The sequence below is a fragment of the Coraliomargarita sinensis genome (assembly GCF_003185655.1).
Classification (GTDB): domain Bacteria; phylum Verrucomicrobiota; class Verrucomicrobiia; order Opitutales; family Coraliomargaritaceae; genus Coraliomargarita_B; species Coraliomargarita_B sinensis.
Genome location: NZ_QHJQ01000011.1, coordinates 1 through 24,406, shown reverse-complemented (window position 1 = coordinate 24,406; position 24,406 = coordinate 1). Strand labels below are relative to the sequence as shown.

General features: G+C 54.8%; 21 protein-coding genes, 1 tRNA gene and 1 pseudogene. 15 read left to right on the top strand and 8 right to left on the bottom strand.

What is annotated here, in order from left to right:
* Nucleotides 1-2 precede the first annotated feature (2 nt).
* The gene (locus DDZ13_RS13170; RefSeq protein WP_110131926.1) at nt 3-797 is read left to right on the top strand and encodes a hypothetical protein; all 795 of its coding nucleotides are present in this window, start codon (nt 3-5) and stop codon (nt 795-797) included.
* On the opposite strand, the gene DDZ13_RS13165 is transcribed toward DDZ13_RS13170, so the two are convergent.
* Nucleotides 764-1,453 carry a DUF6901 family protein gene (locus tag DDZ13_RS13165; RefSeq protein ID WP_110131925.1) on the bottom strand — a complete coding sequence of 230 codons (690 nt, stop codon included), beginning with the start codon at nt 1,451-1,453 and terminating at the stop codon, nt 764-766. The genes DDZ13_RS13170 and DDZ13_RS13165 overlap by 34 nt on opposite strands.
* Before the next feature lie 115 nt (nt 1,454-1,568).
* Here DDZ13_RS13165 and fucU point away from each other — a divergent pair, with 115 nt between their 5' ends.
* Together fucU and DDZ13_RS13155 are read left to right on the top strand one after the other, a co-directional pair.
* Nucleotides 1,569-2,009, top strand: a complete 441-nt coding sequence (gene fucU, locus DDZ13_RS13160) for an L-fucose mutarotase (protein WP_110131924.1) — start codon at nt 1,569-1,571, stop codon at nt 2,007-2,009.
* A 52-nt stretch (nt 2,010-2,061) separates the two neighbouring features.
* On the top strand, nt 2,062-3,693 hold the full coding sequence (locus tag DDZ13_RS13155; protein WP_110131923.1) for a fucose isomerase: 1,632 nt from the start codon (nt 2,062-2,064) through the stop codon (nt 3,691-3,693).
* A gap of 378 nt (nt 3,694-4,071) precedes the next feature.
* Here DDZ13_RS13155 and DDZ13_RS13150 read toward each other — a convergent pair.
* The 3 genes from DDZ13_RS13150 to lpxK form a co-directional block, all read right to left on the bottom strand.
* A tRNA-Gly gene (locus DDZ13_RS13150) sits at nt 4,072-4,145 on the bottom strand.
* A 65-nt stretch (nt 4,146-4,210) separates the two neighbouring features.
* Complete coding sequence (locus DDZ13_RS13145) at nt 4,211-5,428, bottom strand: nucleoside monophosphate kinase (protein WP_110131922.1); 1,218 nt, start codon at nt 5,426-5,428, stop codon at nt 4,211-4,213.
* A gap of 95 nt (nt 5,429-5,523) precedes the next feature.
* Nucleotides 5,524-6,750, bottom strand: coding sequence for a tetraacyldisaccharide 4'-kinase (lpxK, locus tag DDZ13_RS13140; protein ID WP_110131921.1), 1,227 nt, complete (start codon nt 6,748-6,750; stop codon nt 5,524-5,526).
* A gap of 157 nt (nt 6,751-6,907) precedes the next feature.
* On the opposite strand from lpxK, the gene topB reads away from it, so the two are divergent.
* Nucleotides 6,908-9,451: a DNA topoisomerase III gene (gene topB / locus DDZ13_RS13135; protein ID WP_110131920.1), complete on the top strand. Its 2,544-nt coding sequence runs from the start codon at nt 6,908-6,910 to the stop codon at nt 9,449-9,451.
* Here topB and DDZ13_RS13130 read toward each other — a convergent pair.
* On the bottom strand, nt 9,448-10,656 hold the full coding sequence (locus DDZ13_RS13130) for a PAS domain-containing protein (RefSeq protein WP_110131919.1): 1,209 nt from the start codon (nt 10,654-10,656) through the stop codon (nt 9,448-9,450). The genes topB and DDZ13_RS13130 overlap by 4 nt on opposite strands.
* Nucleotides 10,657-10,865: 209 nt before the next feature.
* On the opposite strand from DDZ13_RS13130, the gene thrS reads away from it, so the two are divergent.
* The 4 genes from thrS (at nt 10,866) to DDZ13_RS13110 (ending at nt 15,133) form a co-directional block, all read left to right on the top strand.
* Nucleotides 10,866-12,704 carry a threonine--tRNA ligase gene (gene thrS, locus DDZ13_RS13125; RefSeq protein WP_110131918.1) on the top strand — a complete coding sequence of 613 codons (1,839 nt, stop codon included), beginning with the start codon at nt 10,866-10,868 and terminating at the stop codon, nt 12,702-12,704.
* A 210-nt stretch (nt 12,705-12,914) separates the two neighbouring features.
* A complete protein-coding gene (dinB, locus tag DDZ13_RS13120) occupies nt 12,915-13,964 on the top strand; it encodes a DNA polymerase IV (RefSeq protein ID WP_199221128.1) in 1,050 nt (349 codons plus the stop codon).
* Between the two features lie 139 nt (nt 13,965-14,103).
* The gene (locus tag DDZ13_RS13115; RefSeq protein WP_110131916.1) at nt 14,104-14,517 is read left to right on the top strand and encodes a hypothetical protein; all 414 of its coding nucleotides are present in this window, start codon (nt 14,104-14,106) and stop codon (nt 14,515-14,517) included.
* Between the two features lie 82 nt (nt 14,518-14,599).
* A complete protein-coding gene (locus tag DDZ13_RS13110; protein WP_110131915.1) occupies nt 14,600-15,133 on the top strand; it encodes a DUF420 domain-containing protein in 534 nt (177 codons plus the stop codon).
* A 76-nt stretch (nt 15,134-15,209) separates the two neighbouring features.
* On the opposite strand, the gene DDZ13_RS13105 is transcribed toward DDZ13_RS13110, so the two are convergent.
* Both DDZ13_RS13105 and DDZ13_RS13100 read right to left on the bottom strand, forming a co-directional pair.
* Complete coding sequence (locus DDZ13_RS13105) at nt 15,210-16,127, bottom strand: hypothetical protein (protein WP_110131914.1); 918 nt, start codon at nt 16,125-16,127, stop codon at nt 15,210-15,212.
* Nucleotides 16,114-16,998, bottom strand: a complete 885-nt coding sequence (locus DDZ13_RS13100; protein WP_158279922.1) for an SCO family protein — start codon at nt 16,996-16,998, stop codon at nt 16,114-16,116. The genes DDZ13_RS13105 and DDZ13_RS13100 overlap by 14 nt, the downstream gene beginning before the upstream one ends.
* A gap of 190 nt (nt 16,999-17,188) precedes the next feature.
* Between DDZ13_RS13100 and DDZ13_RS13095 the strand changes: the two genes are divergently transcribed.
* The 7 genes from DDZ13_RS13095 to DDZ13_RS13065 are packed head-to-tail and all read left to right on the top strand — an operon-like array spanning nt 17,189 to nt 24,077.
* Nucleotides 17,189-18,181, top strand: a complete 993-nt coding sequence (locus DDZ13_RS13095) for a COX15/CtaA family protein (protein WP_146209370.1) — start codon at nt 17,189-17,191, stop codon at nt 18,179-18,181.
* Nucleotides 18,182-18,193: 12 nt separating this feature from the next.
* Nucleotides 18,194-19,123 carry a heme o synthase gene (cyoE, locus tag DDZ13_RS13090; RefSeq protein WP_199221127.1) on the top strand — a complete coding sequence of 310 codons (930 nt, stop codon included), beginning with the start codon at nt 18,194-18,196 and terminating at the stop codon, nt 19,121-19,123.
* A complete protein-coding gene (coxB, locus tag DDZ13_RS13085; RefSeq protein WP_110131911.1) occupies nt 19,120-20,220 on the top strand; it encodes a cytochrome c oxidase subunit II in 1,101 nt (366 codons plus the stop codon). Before cyoE ends, coxB begins: the two co-directional genes overlap by 4 nt.
* Before the next feature lie 18 nt (nt 20,221-20,238).
* Nucleotides 20,239-22,173 carry a cytochrome c oxidase subunit I gene (ctaD, locus tag DDZ13_RS13080; protein ID WP_110131910.1) on the top strand — a complete coding sequence of 645 codons (1,935 nt, stop codon included), beginning with the start codon at nt 20,239-20,241 and terminating at the stop codon, nt 22,171-22,173.
* A 54-nt stretch (nt 22,174-22,227) separates the two neighbouring features.
* Nucleotides 22,228-22,878 (top strand): cytochrome c oxidase subunit 3, encoded by a 651-nt coding sequence (locus tag DDZ13_RS13075; RefSeq protein ID WP_110131909.1) that lies wholly within the window; start codon nt 22,228-22,230, stop codon nt 22,876-22,878.
* A gap of 4 nt (nt 22,879-22,882) precedes the next feature.
* Nucleotides 22,883-23,260, top strand: a complete 378-nt coding sequence (locus tag DDZ13_RS13070) for a cytochrome C oxidase subunit IV family protein (RefSeq protein WP_110131908.1) — start codon at nt 22,883-22,885, stop codon at nt 23,258-23,260.
* A 37-nt stretch (nt 23,261-23,297) separates the two neighbouring features.
* On the top strand, nt 23,298-24,077 hold the full coding sequence (locus DDZ13_RS13065; protein ID WP_110131907.1) for a cytochrome c oxidase assembly protein: 780 nt from the start codon (nt 23,298-23,300) through the stop codon (nt 24,075-24,077).
* Nucleotides 24,078-24,092: 15 nt separating this feature from the next.
* Here the strand turns inward: DDZ13_RS13065 and DDZ13_RS15535 are convergent.
* Nucleotides 24,093-24,406: pseudogene (locus DDZ13_RS15535) on the bottom strand (transposase); the annotation flags it as partial.

The following is a 24,406-nucleotide window of genomic DNA, read 5'->3' as shown; positions in this document are numbered from 1 at the left end:
TCATGACAAAAATCAAGTGCTGGCAGTGGCCCAATCTACTCGCTGTTGATGCGAGCGTTATTGCGGTCGCATGGCTAAGGGTCTTCGCGGAGGAACAGAATATGGGCCCCGGACTTGGCGCCTATCCTGTGCTGGCTCTCTCCGTCTGGCTGACTTATCAGTCCGACCGCCTGTTCGATGCCGGTCCACGACAGTCAAGTCAGCTCATCTCAGCACGTCATCGATTTGCCAAGCGCCACTACCGAGTTCTCTGGACCGTCTGGGGTGCAGTTCTGGTGTTCAACATTTCCCTGGCTTTTGCCTGCTTGGGGCAGGCTCAGCTTTTTAAGGGATTCATCCTGCTCCTCTTTTGCCTGACCTACACCTGCTTGAACCATATTTATTCGAAGCGTTTCTTTCCGAAAGAGTTGATTGTGGCAGCAATCTTTGCCGGAGGTAGTCAGGTCTTTTTAACTGAGACCATTCAGTGGGCCTCCCTTCTGGGTTTCACCTTGCTGTGCCTGATCAATTGCCTCGCCATCAGCTGGAAAGAAACCTCTGTCGACACACGGCTCAAAGTACAATCCATCTCGAGCATCCTGAAGCCATCATGGGGCTTCCCCCTTCTGGCTTCAGGCATCGGCGTTTCCTTTTTCAGCGACTGCCTGACTGCCCTCTTACCCTCAATGCTTCTCCTGAGCCTGCTACAGATTAAGCGAAAAAGCTTCGATCAGGAACTGTTTCGCGTACTGTGCGACTCGGCCCTGCTGGTGGGCCCGCTGCTCTATTTGTTCGGCTCCGGCGTATTAGTCAGATAAGTTTGGTGCCTGGCCAATTGCTGATCCAGGGAGCTGGCGACGACGACTGAAGTGGCGAAAAACATGACCACGGCATTGCTGACGGCATCGCTGCAGGATGACTTCTGGATGCGTTTTGAAAAGTCACGATTCAGGCCCTCCAGCAAGTCGTACAGTTCTTTCAATTCCTTCATCTCCCAATCAGGCACGTCACCTTTCAGCTGCTTAAAGTATTGCTGAATCAAATAAGAACCCACGGTGCGATGCAGCGTTTCCCGAGTGGTGCAAAAAGGGATATGAAAGCTCGCCATAGCGCCGAGCGGCTTCAGAACCGGGCAACCGCTTGTTGCCATCATTAAGCCAAGCATGGAATTGATGCCGACCTGCAGGTCACATTCTTCATAGTACGTCCGCTCAGCCGTTTTTACCGTCACCTTGACCGATTCGGTCGAGTCGTGATCTGCAAAAGACTCCATCACCTCATTAATCTGCTTGGCCGCAGGACAGTAGGCGCAGTCTTTTTCCTTTAGAGGACAACAGGCACACTGCTCAAAACCCAATCGCGCCCATTCCGGGAAATCATGACTCTGGTCAAGCTCATGAGGTTCTGTGGCAACGTCGAAGACGACCTCTCGCGCTTTGGCAAGTTTGAAGCTGTAACGTACATTACCACTCATTACGTGCCCTAATAAAGACCATCTGAATCCTTACGTCGATCCTTCAATTTAACGATTCGTGCCCGACAAGCTTTAGTTGACGCAGGGAGGTCAAAACCCTATCTAGAGGTTTCTCATGCTGAATGGTATTTCCCCCTTGCTTAGCCCCGACTTACTGAACGCGCTCTATCGTATGGGGCATGGCGATGAAATTTTGCTCGCCGATACGCACTACCCCGGAGACAGCTTCGGCAGGCGGGTGATCCGCGCCGACGGCCTCGGCATACCTGAATTACTTTCGGCCACACTCGCCCTCTTCCCCCTCGATCGCTATGTCGATGCTCCACTCGCGATGATGGAAGCTGTCGACGGAGACAACCTTGATCCTCAGGTGGAAAAAATATACCGGGCCGCAATGTCAACGGCAGGCGTCGATAACGACATCTCAATCGAACGCATTGAACGCTTCGCCTTCTACGAACGCAGCAAGTCCTGCTACGCCATCGTGATGACAGGCGAAATGGCCAAATACGGAAACATTATCCTCAAAAAAGGCCACGCGAACACAAAAATCTGAATTCACTCTCAGCTTCACTATACCTTTCACTTTCACCCCGCAGAAAAACATCATGGCAAAAGCTAAACAAAAAACCGTCCTTCTCGTCGCCAACGGCGACCTCCGCCTCTCGGCCAACCAAAACTGCTGGGCCAAGCAGGATGAAATGGAGAAAGAACTCGCCAGCGTGGTTGCAGAGCTCGGCGCTAAGATCAAGCGCGCCCACCCTTACAAACCGGATGAAAAACACGGCTTTATTGCCAGCCAGCGAGAAGGCATGGACGTCTTTGCCAAAATTGACCGGAAGGCACCGATCATCATCGCCGAAGCGGTCTGGCAGTACTCTCATCATTTGCTGCACGGCCTGATCTCTCATCAGGGCCCGATCCTGACTGTGGCGAATTGGAGCGGCACATGGCCGGGGCTCGTCGGCATGCTCAATCTCAACGGTTCACTGACTAAAGCCAGCGTCAAATACTCCACTCTTTGGAGCGAGAATTTCGGCAGCGACAAAAGCTTCCAGAAAAAGCTCAGAAAATGGCTGGAAACGGGCGAGGTCACCCACCGAACGGGACACGTCAAAAAATACAAAAGCAAAAGCGCCCCCGCCAAAACGAAGAAGGTGGCCGCGAAAATCGCAGCCGATTTGGACAAAAACAAAGCCATCATGGGTGTCTTCGACGAGTTCTGTATGGGAATGTACAATGCCGCAATCCCCGACGAACTCCTCTTTCAGACCGGCGTCTTCAAAGAACAACTCAGCCAGTCCGCCCTCTTCGCCGAAATGCAAACCGTCACACAGAAGGAGGCGGAAGAAGTCTACGGATGGATTAAAAAGAAAGGATTTAACTTCCACTTTGGCCGCAACGGCAAGACCGGTCTGATCAAGGCTCAGGTGATTGAGCAGTGCAAAATGTATATCGCGGCCTGCCGCATCGGCGACCGCTTCGGATGCGATGCCATTGGCATCCAATACCAGCAGGGACTCAAGGACCTCTGCCCTGCGTCCGATTTGGTCGAAGGCATGCTCAACAGCACGGACCGGCCACCAGTAAAAAACGCCGAGGGCAAGATCATTCTCAAAGGAGAAACCTTCCCTCACTTTAATGAAGTCGACGAATGCTGCGGCCTCGATGCCCTGCTCACCAAGCGCCTGCATACCGCCCTCAAGCAACCCGTTGAAACCACGCTGCATGACATCCGCTGGGGCGACTGGGATCAATCCGGCACCACCAAGGATTACGTATGGGTCTTCCTCATCTCGGGGTCCGCCCCGGTCGAGCACCACGTTGGCGGATGGAAAGGCAGCCACGGCTACCGTCAGCCCGCGATGTATTTCCCTAAAGGCGGCTCCACCCTGCACGGTATCGCCAAACCGGGCGAAATCGTCTGGAGCCGGATTTTCATCGAAGACGGCAAGCTCAAGATGGACCTCGGGCGCGCCAAGGTCATCGAATTGCCGAAGGAAGAAACAGAGCGACGCCTGAATGAGACCACGCCTCAGTGGCCCATCATGCACGCGGTCACCTACGGCGTGAGCCGCGACCAGATGATGGCACGCCACAAGGCCAACCATATCAATGTCGCCTACGCCCACAGCGCAAAGGATGCCGACAAGTGCCTCTACGCCAAAGCCGAACTGGCCAAGCAGCTGGGCATGGAAGTGTCCCTCTGCGGCACCGACGCAAAAGGAAAGCTGCTTTAATACCACTTCTAAAAAATCATGATTTTTTAGAAGTGGTATTAAAGCAGCCACCAGAAGAAAATGCCTGGCTTGCCTGGGCGTAGTTCTACCGGGCGTGAGGGGCCCGGCTTGGGGCTTCGTTACTCTACGCCCGCACAAGACGTTCCTCTACGCCGGGACAGGCTTCGTAGCTTCGCTCCGCTTTTTAAAGTACGCTGTAGCCGCCAAACTTTGGTGTAGACTCAAGCTGGCATGCCAAGCCGTTTGATCACGCCGTAGCCGCAGCGCGCGAATGCGGAAGTCAGGAGCGAGAGCCGCTTGCCGTTCGGTCCGCCTACGCTTCAACCCGTGAAGCCTCCGGCGTGACAGCCTTCGCTGTTGCGTCGCTCCTGCGAAGGCTGGTGCGGGTAGAGAGAATCGAACTCTCAGCTCAACCTTGGGAAGGTCACGTGTTACCACTACACCATACCCGCAGAAAAGGACGAGTTTAGGGAGAGGGGCGAATAGTCAATCCGGATTCACTGAGGAATCCGTGATTCTAACGTCCCCGTCGGATTTCCGACCCCTTGAACTGGGTGCGTACTCGATAGACCCGTTTGATGCGGGTCTTGATCTTAAAGGTCTTCGGGTCGATCGACTCGGGGATCTCTTCTCGATTGAGATCGATGATGGCGTGGTAGCCGCGTTCGGAGAAGATATCGATCATCATGGCGAGCGCGTCGGGATCCTGGAGCACCGGACTTTCGGTGTTAATCACGGCACTACCGGAAATAGCATGCCGCTCAATGATCGGGATGAACTCTTCCTTGATCAGATCGATGACTTTCTCAAAGAGCTCGGTATGCCGTTCCGCGTAACTATCCAAGCGGTCCACCAGATTTTGTCGGGCATGCTTGGAGATCGTAGCCGCCACCGGGATCTGTGAAATACGGTCATAGGTGGCTTCGTCGAGTTCCAGCGAGCCCTGGTAGCGGAGCTCTTCGTCGATTCGCTTACGCACTTCCTCCAGCGGGCCGTGAGCATTGATGAAATGGTAGAAAAAGATCTCACGCAGGTCTTTCAAAGCCCCGTAGGTCTTTTCCTTAAACGTGCGATAGCGGTTGAGCGCGGCCTTGGGGTCAAGGTCGGTGGGGCGTAGCTCCATCTTTTCGCCGATCCCGGTTTCCTCCACCTCGGCATTGTGCGACATCGTCTCGCGGCCGCGGTTGAGTTGGCGTTCCACACTCTCTTTCTCATCGATAAAGAGCACCACAATATGAAAGTGTGGCTTTTTGAAATGCTCGGCAAAAAGCGTCTCGCGAAATTTGTTACGCAAATCAATCAACTTTTGGTAAAGCATTTTCACACACTCCACCTGCACCTTGGTGCGGGGAAAGCCGTCCACAACCGCGCCGGACTGAAAGACCGGATCCAGCAAGCGCCGGAGCATAATCTCCACGACCTCTCGGTCACCGACCAGCAGGCCGGCATCCTTCATTTTTTTCGCCTCGGGCGTATCGAGTAGCGAACTCACAACCAGCGGCGGCGCCGTCAGGTCACGGTATTGCATGATGAAGTCGGTATTCGTCCCTTTACCGGCACCGGGCGCACCGTTCAGCCAAAAGATCTCCTTTGGAAATCGCAGATTCTCCTCCCCGATTTCCTCTTCGAGCGCAGACCAGACGGAGTTAAAAATAATCTGTGCGTCCTTCACCTCGAGGTCCTGGACTTTATCGTTTTCTGAGTCGCGCGCTTCGGCTTCTTTGGTTTCAGCCATGTTTGTGGTCGGTGAGTGTTCGTTATCGGTAAAAGGAGGAATGTTTAGTAAAGAGCCGGATGCTTCAAGCACTGATCTGATCCAGGATCTTCAACTTATGTCCAGGGTGCACGCGTGATCGAAGGTTTTTTCGTGCGGGGTAGGCAAATGCGGGCGGCAGCATCTTCGAAATCCTCGCCACCGGAGAGAATATCGATTTCAAGCCGGAGGTAATAGACCGGGATGGGCGCTTTGATATCCTCGAAGAGGCGGACCGCGTCCTTTTCCGTGGTGACGATCATATCGAGTTCGAGATCCCCGGCTTTCTTGTAAAGGCGCTCGATTTCGTTGCGGGTGAAGCGGTGGTGGTCGAGAAAACGTTGGTTGTATCGAATCTCCGCCCCGAAATCACGGAGCATTTTCTCAAAGCTCTCGGGCGAAGCAATCCCGCTGAAGGCCGCGATCCGGGCATCCTTGAGCACATCCAGTGGCAACTCTTCCTCGGAGTCAACAGCCCTGAGAAATTGAGGCTTATGGGCACACTCGATAATCTCGGCCTTGGGATTGTTCTCGCGGATGAGTTCGAGCAGGGCTTCGTCCTCGGCACCATCGGACTTGGTGAGAAAGATGTAACTGGCACGGTTAAGGTGTTTGACCGGCTCGCGCAAAATGCCTCTCGGCAGCAAGTGCTGGTTCCCGAAGGGGTTGGTTTTATCGACGAGCAGCAGGTTCAGCTTGCCCTTCAGCGGCAAATACTGAAGACCGTCGTCGAGGATCAGGGTGTCACAGCCGAACTTCCGGATCGCGAAGGATCCCGCCTTCACCCGGTTCTTGTCGCAGAGTACCACCACTCCGGGAAGGTTGCGTGCCAACATGTAAGGCTCGTCGCCGGCCACTTCAGAATCGAGCAGAACTTCGTCGCCGTTGCTCACGATCTTGGGCGGCGCTTCTTCGCCGTGCGTGAGTTTCCGCCAGAGCATTTTCGGCAGAGGTTCTTTCTTACTCTTATAGCCACGGCTGAGAATGGCCACCTTGCGGCCACGTTCGTTCAGGATCCGGGCAAACTTTTCCACCACCGGAGTTTTTCCGGTACCCCCGACGGTGAGGTTCCCCACCACCACCACGAGGCAACCGAGTGGCTTGTTGCGCAGAATACGGTGCTCGTAAAGATAGTAGCGAAACTGGACGATTCCGCTAAAAAGATAGGAAAGCCCATGGAGGAAACTTGCCATGATCTCCGCCGCACGACCGTGCCGCCGATCATAGATCACATCCGCGGTGAATTGGGCAAAGTCATTGGCCCGGCGGATGATTTTGTAGCGGTATTGGCGAAGCTTCGACATGGAAAAAGTTATTCCTCATACGAGAGGAGGTAGATTTTGAAAAACCAGAAAGAGGATTGACGCCAGTATTATTCACCGCTTTCTACGCAAAAATTGACCAGCACCCGTAAATTGCGGGAGCTTCGACGCATTTATCGTCCGCTGCAGCACTTACTACATGAAATATTTGATTATCGCCGAAAAACCTTCCGTCGCGACGGACCTCTCACGTGCACTCGCCAGCAAACTGGGAAAATTCACCAAGAAGGGTAAATCGCGCGATGCCCAATATTTCGAGAATGACAATGCGGCGATCACCTCGGCGGTGGGCCACTTGGTCGAATTGAAGATGCCGAAAGGCCCCAACGGCAAAAATCTGCCATGGAAGTTCGATGTACTGCCCGCGATTCCGAAAACGTTTGAGCTTCAGCCCATTGAGAAGACCCACGCCCGCCTGAAGCACGTGCTCTCGCTGGCCAAGAAAAAGGATTTCGACGTGATCGTAAATGCCTGCGACGCGGGCCGTGAAGGTGAGCTCATCTTTCAGTACATCATGGACATCGGCAATATCCAGAAGCCGGTCAAGCGCCTCTGGATGCAATCCATGACAACGGGTGCGATTCAGGAGGCCTGGGACAAGCTGCGTGACGGCGAGCAAATGACGAATCTCGCTGACGCGGCAAAATGCCGCTCCGAGTCGGACTGGCTGGTCGGGCTCAATTCCACCCGTGCGCTGACCTGCTTCCGCTCCCGTCACGGCGGCTTCAATATCACCGCAGCCGGCCGGGTGCAGACCCCGACCTTGGCCATCCTGGCCAAGCGCGAGCGGGAAATCAAAGCTTTCAAGCCGGAAGACTACTGGGAAGTACATGGTGATTTTGCCGTCGCCAAGGGCAATTACCCGGGCAAGTGGATCGATCCGGACTTCAAAAAGAACCCCGACAAGCCACACGGGCGCGCCGAACGCATTTGGGACAAGCCCACTGCTGATGCCATTCAAACCCGCTGCGAAGGTAAGACCGGCATCGTCACCGAGGAGAAGAAGCCGACCAAACAGATTGCGCCGCAGCTCTACGACCTCACCACACTTCAGCGCGAGGCTCCCTTTACCGCGAAGAACACACTGGCTCTGGCCCAGGCTCTTTACGAGCGCCACAAGATGCTCACCTACCCGCGGACGGATTCGCGCTATCTTCCGGAAGACTACATTGCACGGGTCAAGGAAACCACCCGTGAATTGGCCAACTCCGGACACCCCGTCGCAAAATGGGCTGCAGATTCGCTGGAGAACGACCGGATCCAGTTCAGTAAGCGCGTCTTCAATAATGCCAAGGTTTCCGATCACTTTGCCATCATACCGACCGGCCGTGTGGTTAAATTGAGCGATGCCGAGGCCAAGCTCTACGACATGGTCGTGAAGCGTTTCATTGCCGTCTTCTTTCCCCACGCCGAGTTTGAAGTCACCAAACGCCTGACTACCATCAACCACACGGATGCTACCGACACTTTCCTGACCAATGGTAAAACTCTTACGAATCCGGGTTGGCTTGGCGTCTACGGTCGTGTCGCCGGTGTTGCTGCCTCCAAGGACGAGTTGGTCGCGGTCGACGAAGGCGAGGATGCCAAGGCCGACGCTGTCGACATTGAAGAGAAAGCCACTCAGCCTCCGGCACGCTACACGGAATCCACTTTGCTCTCCGCCATGGAAGGCGCCGGCAAACTGATCGACGATGATGAACTTCGCGAAGCCATGGTCGAACGCGGTCTCGGCACACCAGCGACACGTGCGGCGACCATTGAAGGCCTTCTCCGTCAGAAATATATCGCCCGTGAAGGTCGCGACCTCAACGTCACCGGCAAGGGCCTCCGCCTGATCGAACTCTGTGAGGAGATGGACATCAAAGCGCTCAGCTCTCCCTCCATGACCGGGGACTGGGAAGCCAAGCTCAACAAAATGGAGCGTGGCGAAATCAAGCGGGATACTTTCATGCAGGAGATCAACGAGTTCACCGAAGAGGTCGTGGAAAAGGCCCGCAGCCATATGCAGGCTGCCGTGAACCGGGTGTTCCCGGACCTGGAGTGCCCCTGCCCGGCCTGCGGTGCGCCGCGCCTCAAGCAGACCGATGCCACTTACGAGTGCCGCGAAATGGAGTGCGACTTCCGTGTTTCCAAGCACATTGCCGGCCGCAGGTTAAGCGAAGAGGAAGCGAAGGAACTCTTTACCAAGAGGGAACTACCTGAGCTCGATGGCTTCGTCTCCCGTTTCAACAAGCCGTTCAGCGGCGGACTTCGCCTCGTGCAGAACGTCACCAAGACCGGCAAGAAGGGTAAATGGAAGACCGAGTTTGTTTTCGACGGTGATGAACCCGAATCCGCCGAGGAACTCAGCGATGACCAGATCCTGAAATCCATCACTCTTGAAAACGGCACCGAAGCCAAACTCTACGCCACGGATAAGGCTTACTACGTCCCGCAACTCAAGACCAAGGATGCGCCGGAAGGTTTCCGCCTCGGCAAGACAATCCTGCAAAGAGAACTTCAGCCCGGCGAAGTCGAAAAGCTGTTCACCGAGGGCAAGACACCGCTGATCAACGATTTTGTCTCCAAGCGCACCAAGCGGCCATTCAAGGCCTACCTGACCCTCAACTTCGACAGCGGCAAAATCGGCTTTGAGTTCCCGCCGCGGGCGGCCAAGAAGAAAGCTGCGAAGAAAAAGGCTTAATCACTCTCTTCCAGCCTGCGCTGAACCTCTTCGAGCTTCAGCTCGCTTTCGATCTGCTGCGTGACATCGCGTGAGATCCCCATCGTGCCGATGATAGCTCCGGCTTTATTGTGCAACGGCACCTTGGTCGTGTTGACCCATTTTGTGCTGCCATCCGAAAAGGTTTCCTTTTCGATTTTACCGACGATTGGCTTTCCGGTGCGTATCATCTCCTGCTCGTCCTCGTAAGACGGACGCGCGTGTTCCTCCGTAAATAGTTCGAAGTCGCTCTTACCAACCAGACTGTCCAGACTGCGGCCGTAGTTTTCCGCCATGGCCTTATTGACACGGATGAAACGACTTTCCTTGTCCTTAAAGTAGATCGCGTCCGGAATATTATCCAACAACTCATTGAGCAGTTCCTGGTCCCGCTCGCCTTCTTTCTGGGCAGTGATGTCACGCGAGATCCCCATGGTGCCGATCACCCGTTCGAACTTATCTTTCAAAACGAGTTTTGATGTATTCACCCAGCCGACACTACCGTCCTCGAAAGTCAGTTTTTGCACTTCACCGAGCACCGATTCGCCGGTTCGCATGATCTTTTGCTCCTCTTCGTAGGCCGGACGGGCACGTTCCTCGGTAAAATAATCGAAGTCGTTTTTACCCATCATCTGCTCCGGACTCTCCTTGTGCTTGCGCGCCTTGGCGGGATTGACCCGAATAAAGCGGCAGTCCCGGTCTTTGAAGTAAATGGAGTCGGGCACATTATCCAAAAGCGCACTGAGCAGTTCCTGGTCCTGTCGGCGAGCCAGCCCGGCCCTCCGGTTCTCAACCGCACGAGTGATCCGCAGCGGCAACTCACCGGGCTGCAGTCCACCGGCCAGCAGAATATCATCCACCAGATGGAGGTGCTCCTGGTAGCTCTGCATCTGGTTGCAGTCTCTACATAAACAAAAGAGAGCGACCGGACATTGAAACTCTCCCACCCACTCGATCAAACCGGCAACAGAATCGTCTGCACTGCGCAGATCCAATACGACGACGTGACAGTAGCTGGGTAAGTCGATCGCCTTTAGTTTTGCGGCGGAGCTGAATGTGCTAATATCATAATCGCCGTCAGCAGCTTCGTCCAACATCGAACGAATCAGCGTTTCGGCATCCCCATCGCTGCCAAAATAAACAATCTTGCGGGGATGGTCTTTTAAAAAGTTTGGGGTATTCGACATGGTTTAATGTTTGTAAGCGCGAATTCAGGAAACAAGAAATTTTTACGCACTTTTTAAAACCAGCGTGAGTTCTAATCGGTTTGATAGGAAAAGATGGGGCGTCCAAATGGACGATACCCGAGAATCCAACATTGACTAGGCGTAGTCAGGCCTCTCTCTAATCTCCCTCCACCCGACTATGGGCGGATTTTAAATTTTTACTTTTTGCCATGAAAGACATGTCCCCCCTCGAGGAACTTCGCCACTCTGCTTCGCACGTGCTCGCTACTGCAGTGCTCCGTCTCTACCCGGAGACCAAGCTCGATATCGGCCCGCCCACGGAGAACGGCTTCTACTACGATATCGATCTGGACAAGAAGCTCGATGCCGCCGACCTCGAAGCGATCGAGGCGGAGATGAAAAAGGTGATCAAGGAAAACCAGAAGTTCGAACGTATCGAATGTTCGCGCGAGGAGGCCATTGAAAAGATTAAAGCCATCGGTCAGGAGCGCTACAAGCTGGGCCGTTTGGATGATATCCCTGAGGGTGAACAGGTCAGCTTCTACCAGAATGGCGAGTTCATCGACCTCTGCGGCGGCAGCCACGTCAACTACACCAAGAAGATCAAAGCCTTTAAGCTTCTCTCCATCGCCGGCGCCTATCACCGGGGCGATGAGAAGAACAAGCAGCTTCAACGCATCTACGGCACCGCCTTCCCTAGTAAAGACGAACTGGCGGACTACCTCGAACGCCTCGAGCAGGCACGGGCCCGCGACCACCGCAAGCTGGGCAAGGAGCTCAAGCTTTTCCATATCGACGAAGCGGTCGGCTCGGGCATGGTTCTGTGGACCCCGAACGGAGCCGTCATCCGGCAGGAGTTACAGAACTTTATCGCCGAAGAACTGCAAAAAACCGGTTACGATCAGGTCTTCACCCCGCACATCGGCAAGCTCGGCCTCTACCGCACTTCCGGCCACTTCCCCTATTACAAGGAGTCCCAGTTTCCGGCCATCGTCGAGCCGGGTACGGTTGAAGAACTGGCCAAAGAAGGCTGCACCTGTGCGGAACTTTCCAACCGTCTCGATTCAGGCGAGATCGACGGCTACCTGCTCAAGCCGATGAACTGCCCGATGCACATCAAGGTCTTCGACAGTCAGCCACACTCTTACCGCGACCTGCCGGTGCGCCTGGCCGAATTCGGCACTGTCTATCGGTGGGAGCAGTCCGGCGAGCTCAACGGCATGACCCGTGTGCGCGGCTTCACTCAGGACGATGCCCACCTCTTTTGCACGGAAGATCAGATTGCCGATGAGATCAGCGGCTGCCTCGATCTGGTGAAACTCGTTTTCAACACCCTGGGTATGTCGGACTACCGCGTGCGGATCGGTCTGCGCGACCCGGATTCGGACAAGTATACCGGCGACGCGGAAAAATGGGACAAGGCGGAAGCCGCCCTCCGCGACGCCGCCAAGACGCTCGGCGTGAATTATTCGGAAGAGCCGGGCGAAGCCGCCTTCTATGGCCCGAAGATCGACTTCGTGGTTAAGGACGTGATCGGACGCGAATGGCAACTCGGCACCGTCCAAGTAGACTACAACCTGCCCGAGCGCTTCGACCTGACCTACATCGGCGCCGACAATGAGAAGCACCGCCCAGTCATGATCCACCGCGCGCCTTTCGGCTCGATGGAACGCTTCTGCGGCGTGCTCATCGAACACTTTGCCGGTAACTTCCCCACCTGGCTCGCACCCGAACAGGTCCGGATCCTGCCGATGAACGACGACCTCGTCCCGCAGGCCCGGGAGATCGAGAAACTCCTCAAAGCCGCCAAAATTCGTGTCAGCGTCGATGCGATTGCCGACAAGCTCGGGGCCAAGATTCGGAAGTGCCACGTCGAGAAGGTCCCGAACTTCCTCGTCCTCGGGAAGCAGGAAGCGGAACAGGGTCTGGTCAAGGTCAACTCACGGGCCAACAAGAATCTTGAGGGCCTGAAAAAACCACAAGAGTTCCTGACCGAACTGCTGGAAAACATTGCGAACAAGACCCTGCCGGATCCAAAAGAAAGTTGACGAAAAGACTACAGGCAAATCAGGAGATTTGCGCTCCCGGGAACGCAGATCTCCCGATCTGCGACACTCGCGATTTGCCATAGGCATCATGATCCATAGCTTCAGCAACTGCTTGTAGTCGCAGCTCTTTAGCTTCGGTAAAGAACAAGGCTCGACCTTGATTCCTCCAAACGCGAAGGCGTTCGGCTACACTCATAACTCACTCCGAAAGTGAAGGCCCGGCGACGCATAATCCACATCGACATGGACTGTTTCTACGCAGCTGTGGAAATACGGGAGCGCCCGGAACTCAAGCATCGACCGGTGGCGGTGGGCGGTGCTTCCGGACGCGGTGTGCTCACTACCTGCAACTATCCCGCCCGTAAATTCGGGGCTCGCTCGGCTATGCCGGTTTTTCAGGCCAAACAACTTTGTCCGGATCTGATCATCCTTCCCGTCCGCTTCGACCTCTATCGCGAAGTGTCGGCACAGGTGCGCGCGATCTTTGCCCGTTACACCAGGCTGATTGAACCGCTCTCACTCGACGAGGCTTACCTTGATGTGAGCCACCTCAAAGAACGTGGTCACGATATCGCCATTTCCATCCGCAATGATATTCGCAACGAGACCGGGCTGACCGCCTCGGCCGGAATCGCCCCGAACAAGTTGGTCGCAAAAATAGCCAGCGATTGGAACAAGCCTGACGGTCAACTGGTGGTACCTCCCTCGAAGGTGGAAGACTTCATGCGGGATTTACCGGTGAAGAAAATCTGGGGCATCGGCCCGAAGAGCGCCAAACGTATGGCCGCCGAAGGGATTGAAACCTGCGCCGACCTGCAAGCACTGGACCGCACCCAACTGGCACAACAATTCGGCAGTTTCGGCCTGGAGCTCTACAAGCTCTGCCGGGGCATTGACGAACGCCCGGTAGAGCCAGACCGCATCCGCAAAAGCCTGAGTAACGAACGCACCTTTTCGGAAAATCTGACCGACCTGGAAGCTTGCCGGAAAGCCCTGCAGACTCAGTTTGCCGAACTGATGGATGACCTGCGCAGCAAGAAACCGGACCGTCAAATCGCCAAACTCTTTATCAAACTTAAGTTTGCCGACTTCCGGCGCACCACCGCCGAGACCGGTGGCAGCCAACCGGACCTGAAGATTTTTGACGCCCTACTGAAAGAAGCCTGGGGGCGAAGCGGCAAGGATGTCCGCCTGCTTGGGCTCGGCGTCCGCTTTGCCGAACATAACGAAGCCGCCGAACAACTGGAGCTCGGTTTCTAATCAAATAATCGAAATACCGTACTATAATCTCATTTAATTGGTTAGAGTCGGTGACTCCTGCCAGCATTGGCAAGACATGTGCTGAACTTCCACTGCACAAGTCTGTGCAAAAATCACATAAACTAGTTGATCTGGAAAAATGAAATATAACGAATGCAATCACGAGGTGTCTTTTGCCACCAGCTTGCTTGTTACCAATCCATACAACTACCCCTGCCCGCACTGCCAGAAGAACCTGACCCTGGATAAAACCGGTCGCCGGTTTCTCCTGGGAATCGCAACGTCTGCCTTCCTTTACGCCGGCGCCATTGGCACCGTATCCATACTGGCGGCGTTCCAAGGCATTGCCATCGCACAGCTCGCACTTCTTAACATCGCGGGCCTGGCTTCAGGCGCACTCTTCGTCCTGCCGCTCATTTATATCGCCTGGAAGCACAGTCGATTCATCGAGCGCAGGAAGCTTGAGAACGTCCGGCAATTTACCCGTGCGAGGGCTGATTCTGAGAAGACACCTTTCCGGTATCGTCTCATACTGAGTCCATCGAAGTGCTGAGCGCACGGGACGTCAGCGCCATATTTTGGCGCTGCGTTAAAAATGTTTGTGACCTGATCGAGGCTGCTTATACCGAATCGACATGTCCAACCGTGCCATCACTATTTTCAACATCGCGCTCAGCGCCGTAATCTACGCTGGGCTTATGTGGCTCATATACGCCTTTGAGCTGAAAGATCGCTGGAGTGACGGCCTGCCTTGGTTGCCACATTCTAATGCTGCCTGCAATGCGACCAGCGCCACCGCAGTTGCACTCGGCGTGTGGTTCATTCGTGGCGGCAAAAAACAGGCTCACGCTGTCGCTATGATCTTTGCGACATTCGCATCGGCCGCTTTTCTGATCGGCTATCTCACGCACCACACACTGCACGGCGACACACCGTTCACGGGTGAGGGAGCGATTCGGACGGTTTACTTCGCAATTTTGATCTCACACATCATACTGGCAGCGATCGCCCTGCCACTGATTCTCAATACTCTTTCCTTCGCCGCTCTGAGACGCTTCGATGCTCACCGCCGGATCGCCCGCTGGACCTATCCGATCTGGCTCTATGTCTCAATCACCGGAGTGATTGTCTGGTTTTTCCTGCGGGTTTGGTTTCCGGCTGCCCCTTAGGGCCGAAATCGTTCTTCCATGGTGGCCACAATTTGCGGCCTCGCCTCAACGGCGGGGTTGCCGTAGCCAGTGTTATTTACACATCCTCCACCACTTCCAGGTCGAAGGGGACGAACCTTTCCTGCCCATCGACCACGAGCTGTGCCCATAATCGATACTTCCCGGGGTCGGCAGGAAAGAAATTAAAGCGAAGATCAGGATTGTTGGGATCCTGTTCCTCGACGAAGGGGTTCTGCGGATGCAGGTGCGCGAAGCCTTTGCCGTCTTCGTCAAAGACGACCAGATGCGCGTAGGCCCCCATCACGAGACCGAAATCGACGGGACCATTGCCCTCCCTGGGGAGCACACTGAGTTCCAGTTGCGACTCTTCGCCGGCGGGAAAGCTTCCTTCTGATGGTGTTTGAAGTTTAAAAGTGTAGCCGTCCAAAGGATAGGTCGTGCTTTTGCTGATTTTGGGGCCCGTAGCAGATCCTTCCACATTGAATTCGGATTTGGCCAAGACCCGGCGCTGGCTGATAAGAGAAATAAAATCCAGATATACTTTGTAAGTGCCGGACCGGGACGGGTTGAGTTGGAACTGATAATGCCCCGGCGCACCGGCTGGCTGCGGATGCAGGTGCTGGTAATCGGTCAGCGAAGGGTCGACCGCCATCAGATGAATCCGCTCGGTATGACTGACTACGATATCTTCGTAATTAATCCCTTTGCCCATATGATCATGCAAGTAGAGATCAAACGTGGCTGTCTCTCCCGGCACAACTTCGCCCTGAGGCTGCAGTTTTACTTCAACCGGGTAGCGAACTTTCGTCATGTCGAAAAACGAGGTTTCTTCATCACCGCAGTTTTCGACTGCACCCTCTTCGTTCATGTAATCCCCGTAGTGCAGCACTTCGCAGGGCTCGACCGGCGCGTTACGAATCGCGACGAACAAGAGCACAAAAGCCAGGCTGATCCCGACCGTAAGCTTCAATTTTTTATCATTATTTTCCCCCATCACGCTTCGTGCTAATTTTTTTGATTCGATTTAAAAAGTCATCGGTCCCCCAACCGCTGCCCGGCACCTGATAGATAATTTCACCCGACGGGTCGACGAGGATCGTGCGCATGGTGTGGTCGATAATCGCCTCCGGATCTCTTGAGGCAAGGATACCCAGCTGTTTCTTAAGATCGAAAAGCGCCTGCCTTGGCCCGGCGAGGAAATAAAAATTGGATCCGTCGATTTCGCGACCGGTCGCGTAAGCATTGAAGATCCCGGGCGTGTCAAATTCGGGATCAAGCGTCATTGAGATAAACATTACGTCTTCTAGGCCGGCTTCTTCCACCTTCTTCTGTAGTTGATGCATCCGGGTCGTGGCGGCCGGGCACATCCGTGGATTCATACAACGGGTGAAAATAAAATTAATCACACAGGTTTTCCCGAGCAGGTCGCTGGATTTGATCAATTCGCCAAATTGATTGTAGAGGGCAAAGGGTGGAAGGTCTTCCCCTATACTGCGGTAAACTTGACGACCGCGAACGGCCGTATCACGCCTGAGCCGACTGTTAATCGCCAGCATTTGTGCTTCTATCTTTGGGTCGTTGGGCCAGACGGTTTCCAGTAGATAGCCATTCGGCTGCTGGACCATTTTGCCGCGAATACGGTCTCCGGCTTCAAGATAGGCCCGATCACCGGTTGACAGGCGAACATCCCGGGTACCCGCCCCTTCGTCCAAAAGAAGCTCAGCCTGACCCTTATCGTCAAATGATTGAAGCACTCCGGAAACGGGAACTGGTTGACCGGCAGCGACTTGTGCCACAATCAAGCCGATCAGCGCTAGGGGGCCGAGCAAACGCCGGGACACTTTCTGTAACGTAAAAAGTTGCATCGTTGTGGAAATAGATAACACAAAACTCCAAGTTGCAAGTGGGATAGATCGGCTCAAGGTTTTGCTCCGACACAACCTGTTCAAGCCAGAACCCATATCAGCAGGATTGAATTTTTTAACAATTCGGCGTTGTCCCGCCTAGGCAAATCATACTAATACCCCTGAGATTCGGCTCTAATGCCCCCCTGTTTTGAAATCAAGATCGACAACTTATCGCCCTTGGCTAGCTCGCTACAGCTTTGCTGCGCTGGTGGTTACGCTCTTCCTGCTCTACGCAGGAGGCTTCACCACGACCATCGGGGCAGGTATGATCTTTCCGGACTGGCCACTTTCGAACGGCTCGCTCAACCCGGAGGGCTGGACGCAGAACACGGCCATGGCGGCGGAGCACAGCCACCGTCTTCTGGGCATGATCGTGGGCAACCTGACACTGGCACTGACATTCTGGATCTGGTGGGTGGACGGTCGCCGCTGGATGCGCCGCATGGGTATTGCCGCCCTCATTCTGGTTGTTTTGCAGGGTATCCTCGGCGGTGTCAGAGTTCTGGAAAACGAGGTCAACTATGCCATCGTCCATGGTTGCCTGGGGCAGATCTTTTTCTGCGTTTTAACCGCTATCGCCATCGGGCATACCCGTGTCTGGCACAAGCTGCGTGAAAAATCGGACAGCCCGGTAAAACTCTCCAGGACGACCGGCGTAGTCTTGATCGCATTGCTCTTTGTGCAACTCATCGTGGCGGCCATCATGCGGCACAAGGGCGCCGGATTGGCGATCCCGACATTTCCGCTCACTCCTGAAGGCGGCCTCCTGCCTGCCAACTGGAATTTCGGCGTAGCGATACATTTTGCCCACCGGGCACTGGCGGTCGTCATCCTGTTCGCTTACTCTTTCTGGATTGTCAAATTGATGCGCTCGACCCGGCAGAATTTCATTCGCGGCCTCGGTCTATTCGCCTGCATCCTTTTATTCGTGCAAATTACCCTCGGTGCGGCTGTCATTTGGATGGGGCGCGCACCTATCATCACCACAATGCACGTGCTCAACAGCGCCTTTCTACTCGCCACCACCTGGGCGACCCATTTTTTCTGCTACCACGCCGCTTTGGAGAAAAGCGAAAATGTCGCCACAGCTCCAGCCAACCAGGCAGATGGCTCTACCAACCCTCAAGCTGTCGGCCTATAAGTTTACCCTCCCATGCCACCCGAAAAAATTGCTTCTTTTAATGACACCGAGACGATTCCGGAAATGAGTCTGAGTCGCTGGGCTCCTCTGGCCGCCTATTGGGAGCTGACCAAGCCCCGCCTCTCCATGATGGCAGTCATCACGGCCTTGCTCGGCTATCTGGCAGCCTCAAGTGGCGATGCGCTTACTTTGATTGCAGTTTTTGCCGGCACGGCTCTCGCTGCAGGCGGTGCGGCAGCTCTTAATCAATGGTGGGAACGCGATGAAGACGCGCTCATGCACCGGACGGCGGACCGGCCTTTGCCGATGCGCAAGCTCAGCCCGCAAGCGACCTTCATCTTCGGCGCTGTACTTTGTCTTCTCGGTCCAGCTGTCCTCTGGTTTGGCGGCAATGCCCTCTCCGGAGTGCTCACAGCGGTCACTGTCGTGACTTATGTTCTCCTTTACACACCTCTGAAAAAGGTCACCCCGTGGTCCACTGAAATTGGGGCGATTCCGGGCGCCCTGCCACCTTTGATCGGTTGGGTCGCGGCAGAAGGTTCCATTGGCTGGGTCGGACTCTTTTTGTTTGCCGTCCTCTACGTCTGGCAATTGCCCCACTTTATGGCAATCTCCTGGCTCTACCGCGAAGATTACGAGCGTAGCGGCTTCCGCATGCTCAGCCTCTACGACAAAACCGGCCGGGTTGTGTCACTACGGGCCGTCATTTGGGCGGTGCCGCTTCTCGTGCTTACTGTGCTTGCCTGGCTCACCAACGAGAGCGGCTGGCTTTTCCTCGTTGGCGGATCGCTCCTGTCCTTTGGTTATTTACGCGAAGCCGTCCGTATGTTGACTGCCACAGAACGCGACAAACCAGCACGCCGTCTCTTTCTTGCCTCAATAATCTTTCTACCCTGCTACCTGATCCTCATGGTGGCCGACCGTATTCTATTTTCCCTATGAGAATTCTGCGAATCCTAACTCTCAGCGTCACGCTTCTCAGCCTGCTACTCTTCAGCGGCTGCTTAAAGATAGACCAAAATCAGTCTGCCCTTGATCCCAAGGGCCCGGTGGCCAGCCAGCAGGCGGATGCCTTTTACGTCACCCTCTACCTGACGACCTTCCTCTGGATTGTCGTCGGTGGTGCGATGCTGTATGCCGTCTGGAGATATCGTTTGAAGAAGACTGACGATCCCAATGAAATTCCCGAGCAATCGCACGGACATCCGATCATTGAAGTCGGCTTGATTCTTTTCTCGGCCGCCTGCCTGGTCGTGGTGGCCGTGCCAACTCTGCAGGGTATCCTGATGACAAAATCGCTCCCAGAAGAGTATCAGGAAGGTGCGATCACCGTTGATGTGACCGGATACCAATGGTGGTGGGCCTTCGACTATCCTGAAGAGGGCGTGACCACGGCAAACGAACTTGTTATCCCGGTCGGGAAGGCAGTGAAGCTCAACCTTCGCAGTGCCGATGTCATCCACAGTTTCTGGCTGCCCAAGCTTGCCGGCAAAGTCGACTTGATGCCGGGCCAGGAGAATTTCATGTGGATTCAGGCGGATGAGCCGGGGATGTATTGGGGACAGTGCGCCGAGTTCTGCGGCGACGCTCACGCCTACATGCTTTTCCGCGCTAGAGCGGTCCCGCAGGAAGAATACGAAGCATGGTTGGCCGATCTTAAGGATGGCCCGGAAGTGCCGGTCGATGCACCCGAAATGCCCGAAGAATACTCCGAACAAGTCGTTCAGGGTAAGAAAGTCTTCATGCAGAATTGTTACTCCTGCCACATGGTCGGTGGCAAAGGCGGCGTGAACGGGCCGAACCTGACCAACTTTGGTAGCCGTGCCACCATCGCAGCCGGTTGGATGGAGAATAACACCGAGAACTTGTTTAACTGGATCAAGAAGCCCCACGAAATCAAACCGGGTAACTACATGTGGTATGGCGTCCCCATGAAAACGCCCGGCGGCGGCATTATTACCATGGAAGGCTTGAAAGAAGCTGACCTCTCGGACGAAGACATTCATGCCGTCGTCGCCTACCTGCAAACTCTTAAATAAACCTTTTCGAAATTACCCATGGCTAACGGCACAACTACCACAATTCCCCACGATTCCGGGCACGACGCAGAGCACGATAAACCGCAGCGTTCGTTTTTCAGGCTTGTTCAACGACCACAGCAAGGCTGCCATCCGGTCATCGACTGGCTCACGACGGTCGACCACAAGAAAATCGGTATCATGTATGGCGCATTCGCCCTGCTCTTTCTGCTCGTAGGTGGGGTCGAGGCGCTGATGATCCGCGCCCAGCTCTTTCTTCCGGAGAACGACTTCGTTACTGCCCGGCTCTACAATCAGCTCTTCACCATGCACGGGACGACCATGATCTTCCTTGCGGTGATGCCGCTGAATGCCGCGTTCTTCAACTACATGATGATCCTGCAGATCGGCGCGCGGGATGTGGCCTTCCCCCGGCTGAATGCGTTCAGTCTCTGGTCATTTGTTGCCGGCGCCGTGCTCATCAATCTCTCCTGGTTCTGGGAGGCCTTCCACGGGGGGTGGTTCGGCTATGCCCCGCTCAGTACCAAAGACTACAATCCGGGCATGGGGGCCGACTTCTGGATCCTCAGTCTGCAGATTCTCGGGGTCGCTTCGCTCGCCGCCTCCTTTAACTTCATCACCACCATTTTAAACATGCGGGCCCCCGGCCTGAAAATGATGCGTATGCCGGTCTTCACATGGATGACCCTCATTACCAGCTTCCTCATCATTCTGGCTTTCCCCGCGATTACCATCGCGTTGGTTGAACTCATGTTCGACCGCCACTTTGGCACCCACTTCTTTGACGCCACCTTCGGGGGCAAACCCATCCTCTGGCAGCACCTCTTCTGGATCTTCGGACACCCTGAAGTTTACATCCTCATCCTGCCAGCCATGGGTATCGTTTCCGAGGTCCTGCCTACATTTAGCCGTAAGCCACTCTTCGGCTATCCGCTTATTGTCATGTCAGGTGCTTTCATCGGCTTCCTTGGTTTTGCAGTTTGGAGCCACCACATGTTTACCGTCGGCCTCGGCGTTGTCGCCACGACGGCCTTCTCCCTCATGACGATGTTGATTGCCATCCCCACAGGGGTGAAAATCTTCAACTGGATCGGCACGCTTTGGGGCGGCAAGATCCATTTCACCACACCGATGCTCTATTCCTTGGGCTTTATCTGGATGTTCATGATGGGGGGCTTCACCGGCATCATGCACAGTAGTGTGCCGGTCGACCACCAGCAGCAGGACAGCTACTTCGTCGTCGCACACTTCCACTATGTTCTTATCGGGGGTGCGCTTTTCGCCCTTTTCAGCGGCATTTACTACTGGATGCCGAAAATGAGTGGTAAGCTGATGAACGAGACCTGGGGCAAGATCAGTTTCTGGATCATGTTCTTCGGCTTCAACCTGGCTTTCTTCCCCATGCACCTGCTCGGTATGGCGGGCATGCCGCGCCGGACCCATACTTACCTCGGTGACATGGGCTGGAACGAATGGAACATGTGGTCCACCGCCGGAGCCATGATCCTGGGCGTCGGCATCGGCAGCGCAGTCGTTCAAGTCGTCTACACATGGGCCAAGGGCAAAAAGTGCGGCATGGACCCGTGGGATGCCCGGACCCTGGAATGGGCCACGGCAAATCCGCCCAAGGATTACAACTTCGCCCGTATCCCCGAGATCAATGCCCGAGACCAGGTTTGGGCGAACAAGTACGGTAAACCGGAAGAAAAGTCCGGCCCCGGCGAACCCGAACCGCACGGTATCCACATGCCGGATCGCTCCTGGTATCCGATGTCGGCTTCGTTCGGCCTCTTTATGGTCGGTCTGGGCATGGTCTTTCACAAGCAGAATTTCCTCGGGTGGGACCACACCCTTGAGATGGTCTACATAGGCGGCGGCATCCTTCTCTTGTCCATTTACCTCTGGGCGCTGGAAGGCCCCCGTGGCTACCACGTCCACCCGGAAGAGGATTAAACCGGAGCACCTAACTTAAATTCACGTTTTCCACCTTTAGATTCAATTACTCCCATGTCAGAAGCCACTGCACAACACAGCCACGATGAAGCCGACTCGCATCACGTGGCAGCGACCAATACGGGGATCCCGAACAAGAAACTGGCCATGTGGGCTTTTCTTGCCTCGGACTGTATGTTCTTCGGCACGCTCATCAGCACCCACTTGATTTACCGTCGGGTCAATCCGGACGTCGTCATCGATGGCAACGTCGTCCCCGTCACCAGCATCTTCGACATCGAGCTCACCAGTGCGTCGACCTTCATCCTCTTGATGAGTTCGTTGACCATGGCTCTGACGGTCTCGGCCATGCACAAGCACAACGTCAAGGCGGCGCGCTGGTTCCTCCTGTCCACGATATTTTTCGGCAGCCTCTTCATCGGGGCACAGGTCTATGAGTTCAACCATTTCGTGCACAACGAAGCGCATCCGCTCACTCTCACAAATACGATTTTCGGCTCGACATTCTATGTTTTGACCGGGACGCACGGGGTGCACGTCCTCATCGGCCTGATCTGGCTGACAACCTGGTATTTCTATTCCTTTTCGCCAAAGTTCAACGAAGAGAATGTCATGGATATCGAAGTCACGGGGCTTTACTGGCACTTCGTCGATATCGTTTGGATCCTCATCTTCCCCTTAGTCTACATTCTCGAGTACATTTAGCGCCATGTCCGAAACAACACGCAAACCCAACTTCAGCCCTGCTTCCAAAAAAACGATCGAGGGTGAGAGCACGCGTTTCTTCACGTTCTTTAACGTCATCCTGACATTGATCGGGCTGACATTCCTAGAGCTGATCCTGATCATCCTTCCTTTTCACGAGTATGTCCTGTTGACCGGACTCATCGTCCTATCTATTATAAAGTTCGGCTTGGTCATTTGGTATTTCATGCACCTGCGTTGGGACCAGATCTTTCTGACTGCTTTGTTCATGTTGGGCCTCATTCTCGCCTCGGGCACCGTGGCAGCACTCTATTTACTTTTTCCCGCCGGTGAAAGTGCCGCAAACAAAGAAGCGCCGGCGGCTCAGTCCGGTGCACATTAAACTCGCCTTATTACACCAAAAGGTGTAGTAATTATATATGATTGAGTGGACCCATTGGCACACTGAACCACTGCTCGTCGGCAGTATCTTGGCGGTAGCTTGGGCCTATAGCTTAGTCATCGGCCCGTATCGAAGCTCGGAGCATTCCTTCCCGAAAAGGCAGTCGATCTACTTCGCGCTCGGGATCATTAGCTTTTATCTCACCGTTGGGTCTCCGCTCGATGCGCTGGGCGAAAATTTTCTCTTCAGCGCGCATATGGTCCAGCACAATGCCTTGATGTATATCTGCCCGCCGCTGCTCCTCCTCGGCCTCCCTGCCTGGTTGATCGATGGACCTTTCTCGCGGAAGGCTTGGCTCCAAAGCATCTTCAAGTTTCTGGTGCATCCGCTGATCGCCGGACTTTCTTTCACACTCGTTTTCTCCCTATGGCACATACCATTCCTATACGAATGGGCGCTTCACGACAAGGCCGTCCACATAATTGAGCACCTGACGATGCTCTTTGTCTCGCTCCAAGTATGGTGGTGCATCGTTAGCCCCTCGCAGCAGTTTCCGGCTTTGCGCTACGGCGGACAGATCGTTTTTGTTTTCCTGCTCATGGTCGGGCAAACGCCGCTATTCGCATTTTTGACCTTTAGCAGTGACGTTTTCTATCCAACTTATGCCTACGCCCCGCGCGTAGTGGACCTCTCCCCCATCCAGGACCAAGTACTTGGTGGAGTGGTGATGAAACTGGCCAACATGTTTGTTTCATTAGCGATCATGTCCGTCGCCTTCTACAAATGGGCGCAGGAATCAGAAAAAAGATCAGGGTGAGCGCACAGAGACACCTTATCCGAACACCTGCATCCTCAGTCCTTGAATGGTGGCAAGATCCTGCCAGTCGGCCCCGCGCAGTAGATTCGGTTTGGGCGGATATTTTCGTTTTTTCTCCCGTTGCCAGGCCCCCGCGTAACTCCGGACGAAGTCCTGACTGCCCAGGATGGCCCCATCGGTGAAGTAGCGCACCCGGCAGCGTAGCACAGTAGCTTTCGGCAGGAGCGCATCCTCTTTTTCAAGTACCTTCAGCGCCTTCTTCCGGCTGATTTCTGATACGGACCGATCACTGGCCCGCTTGCCAAAAATCAATGACCGGTGATCCCTCA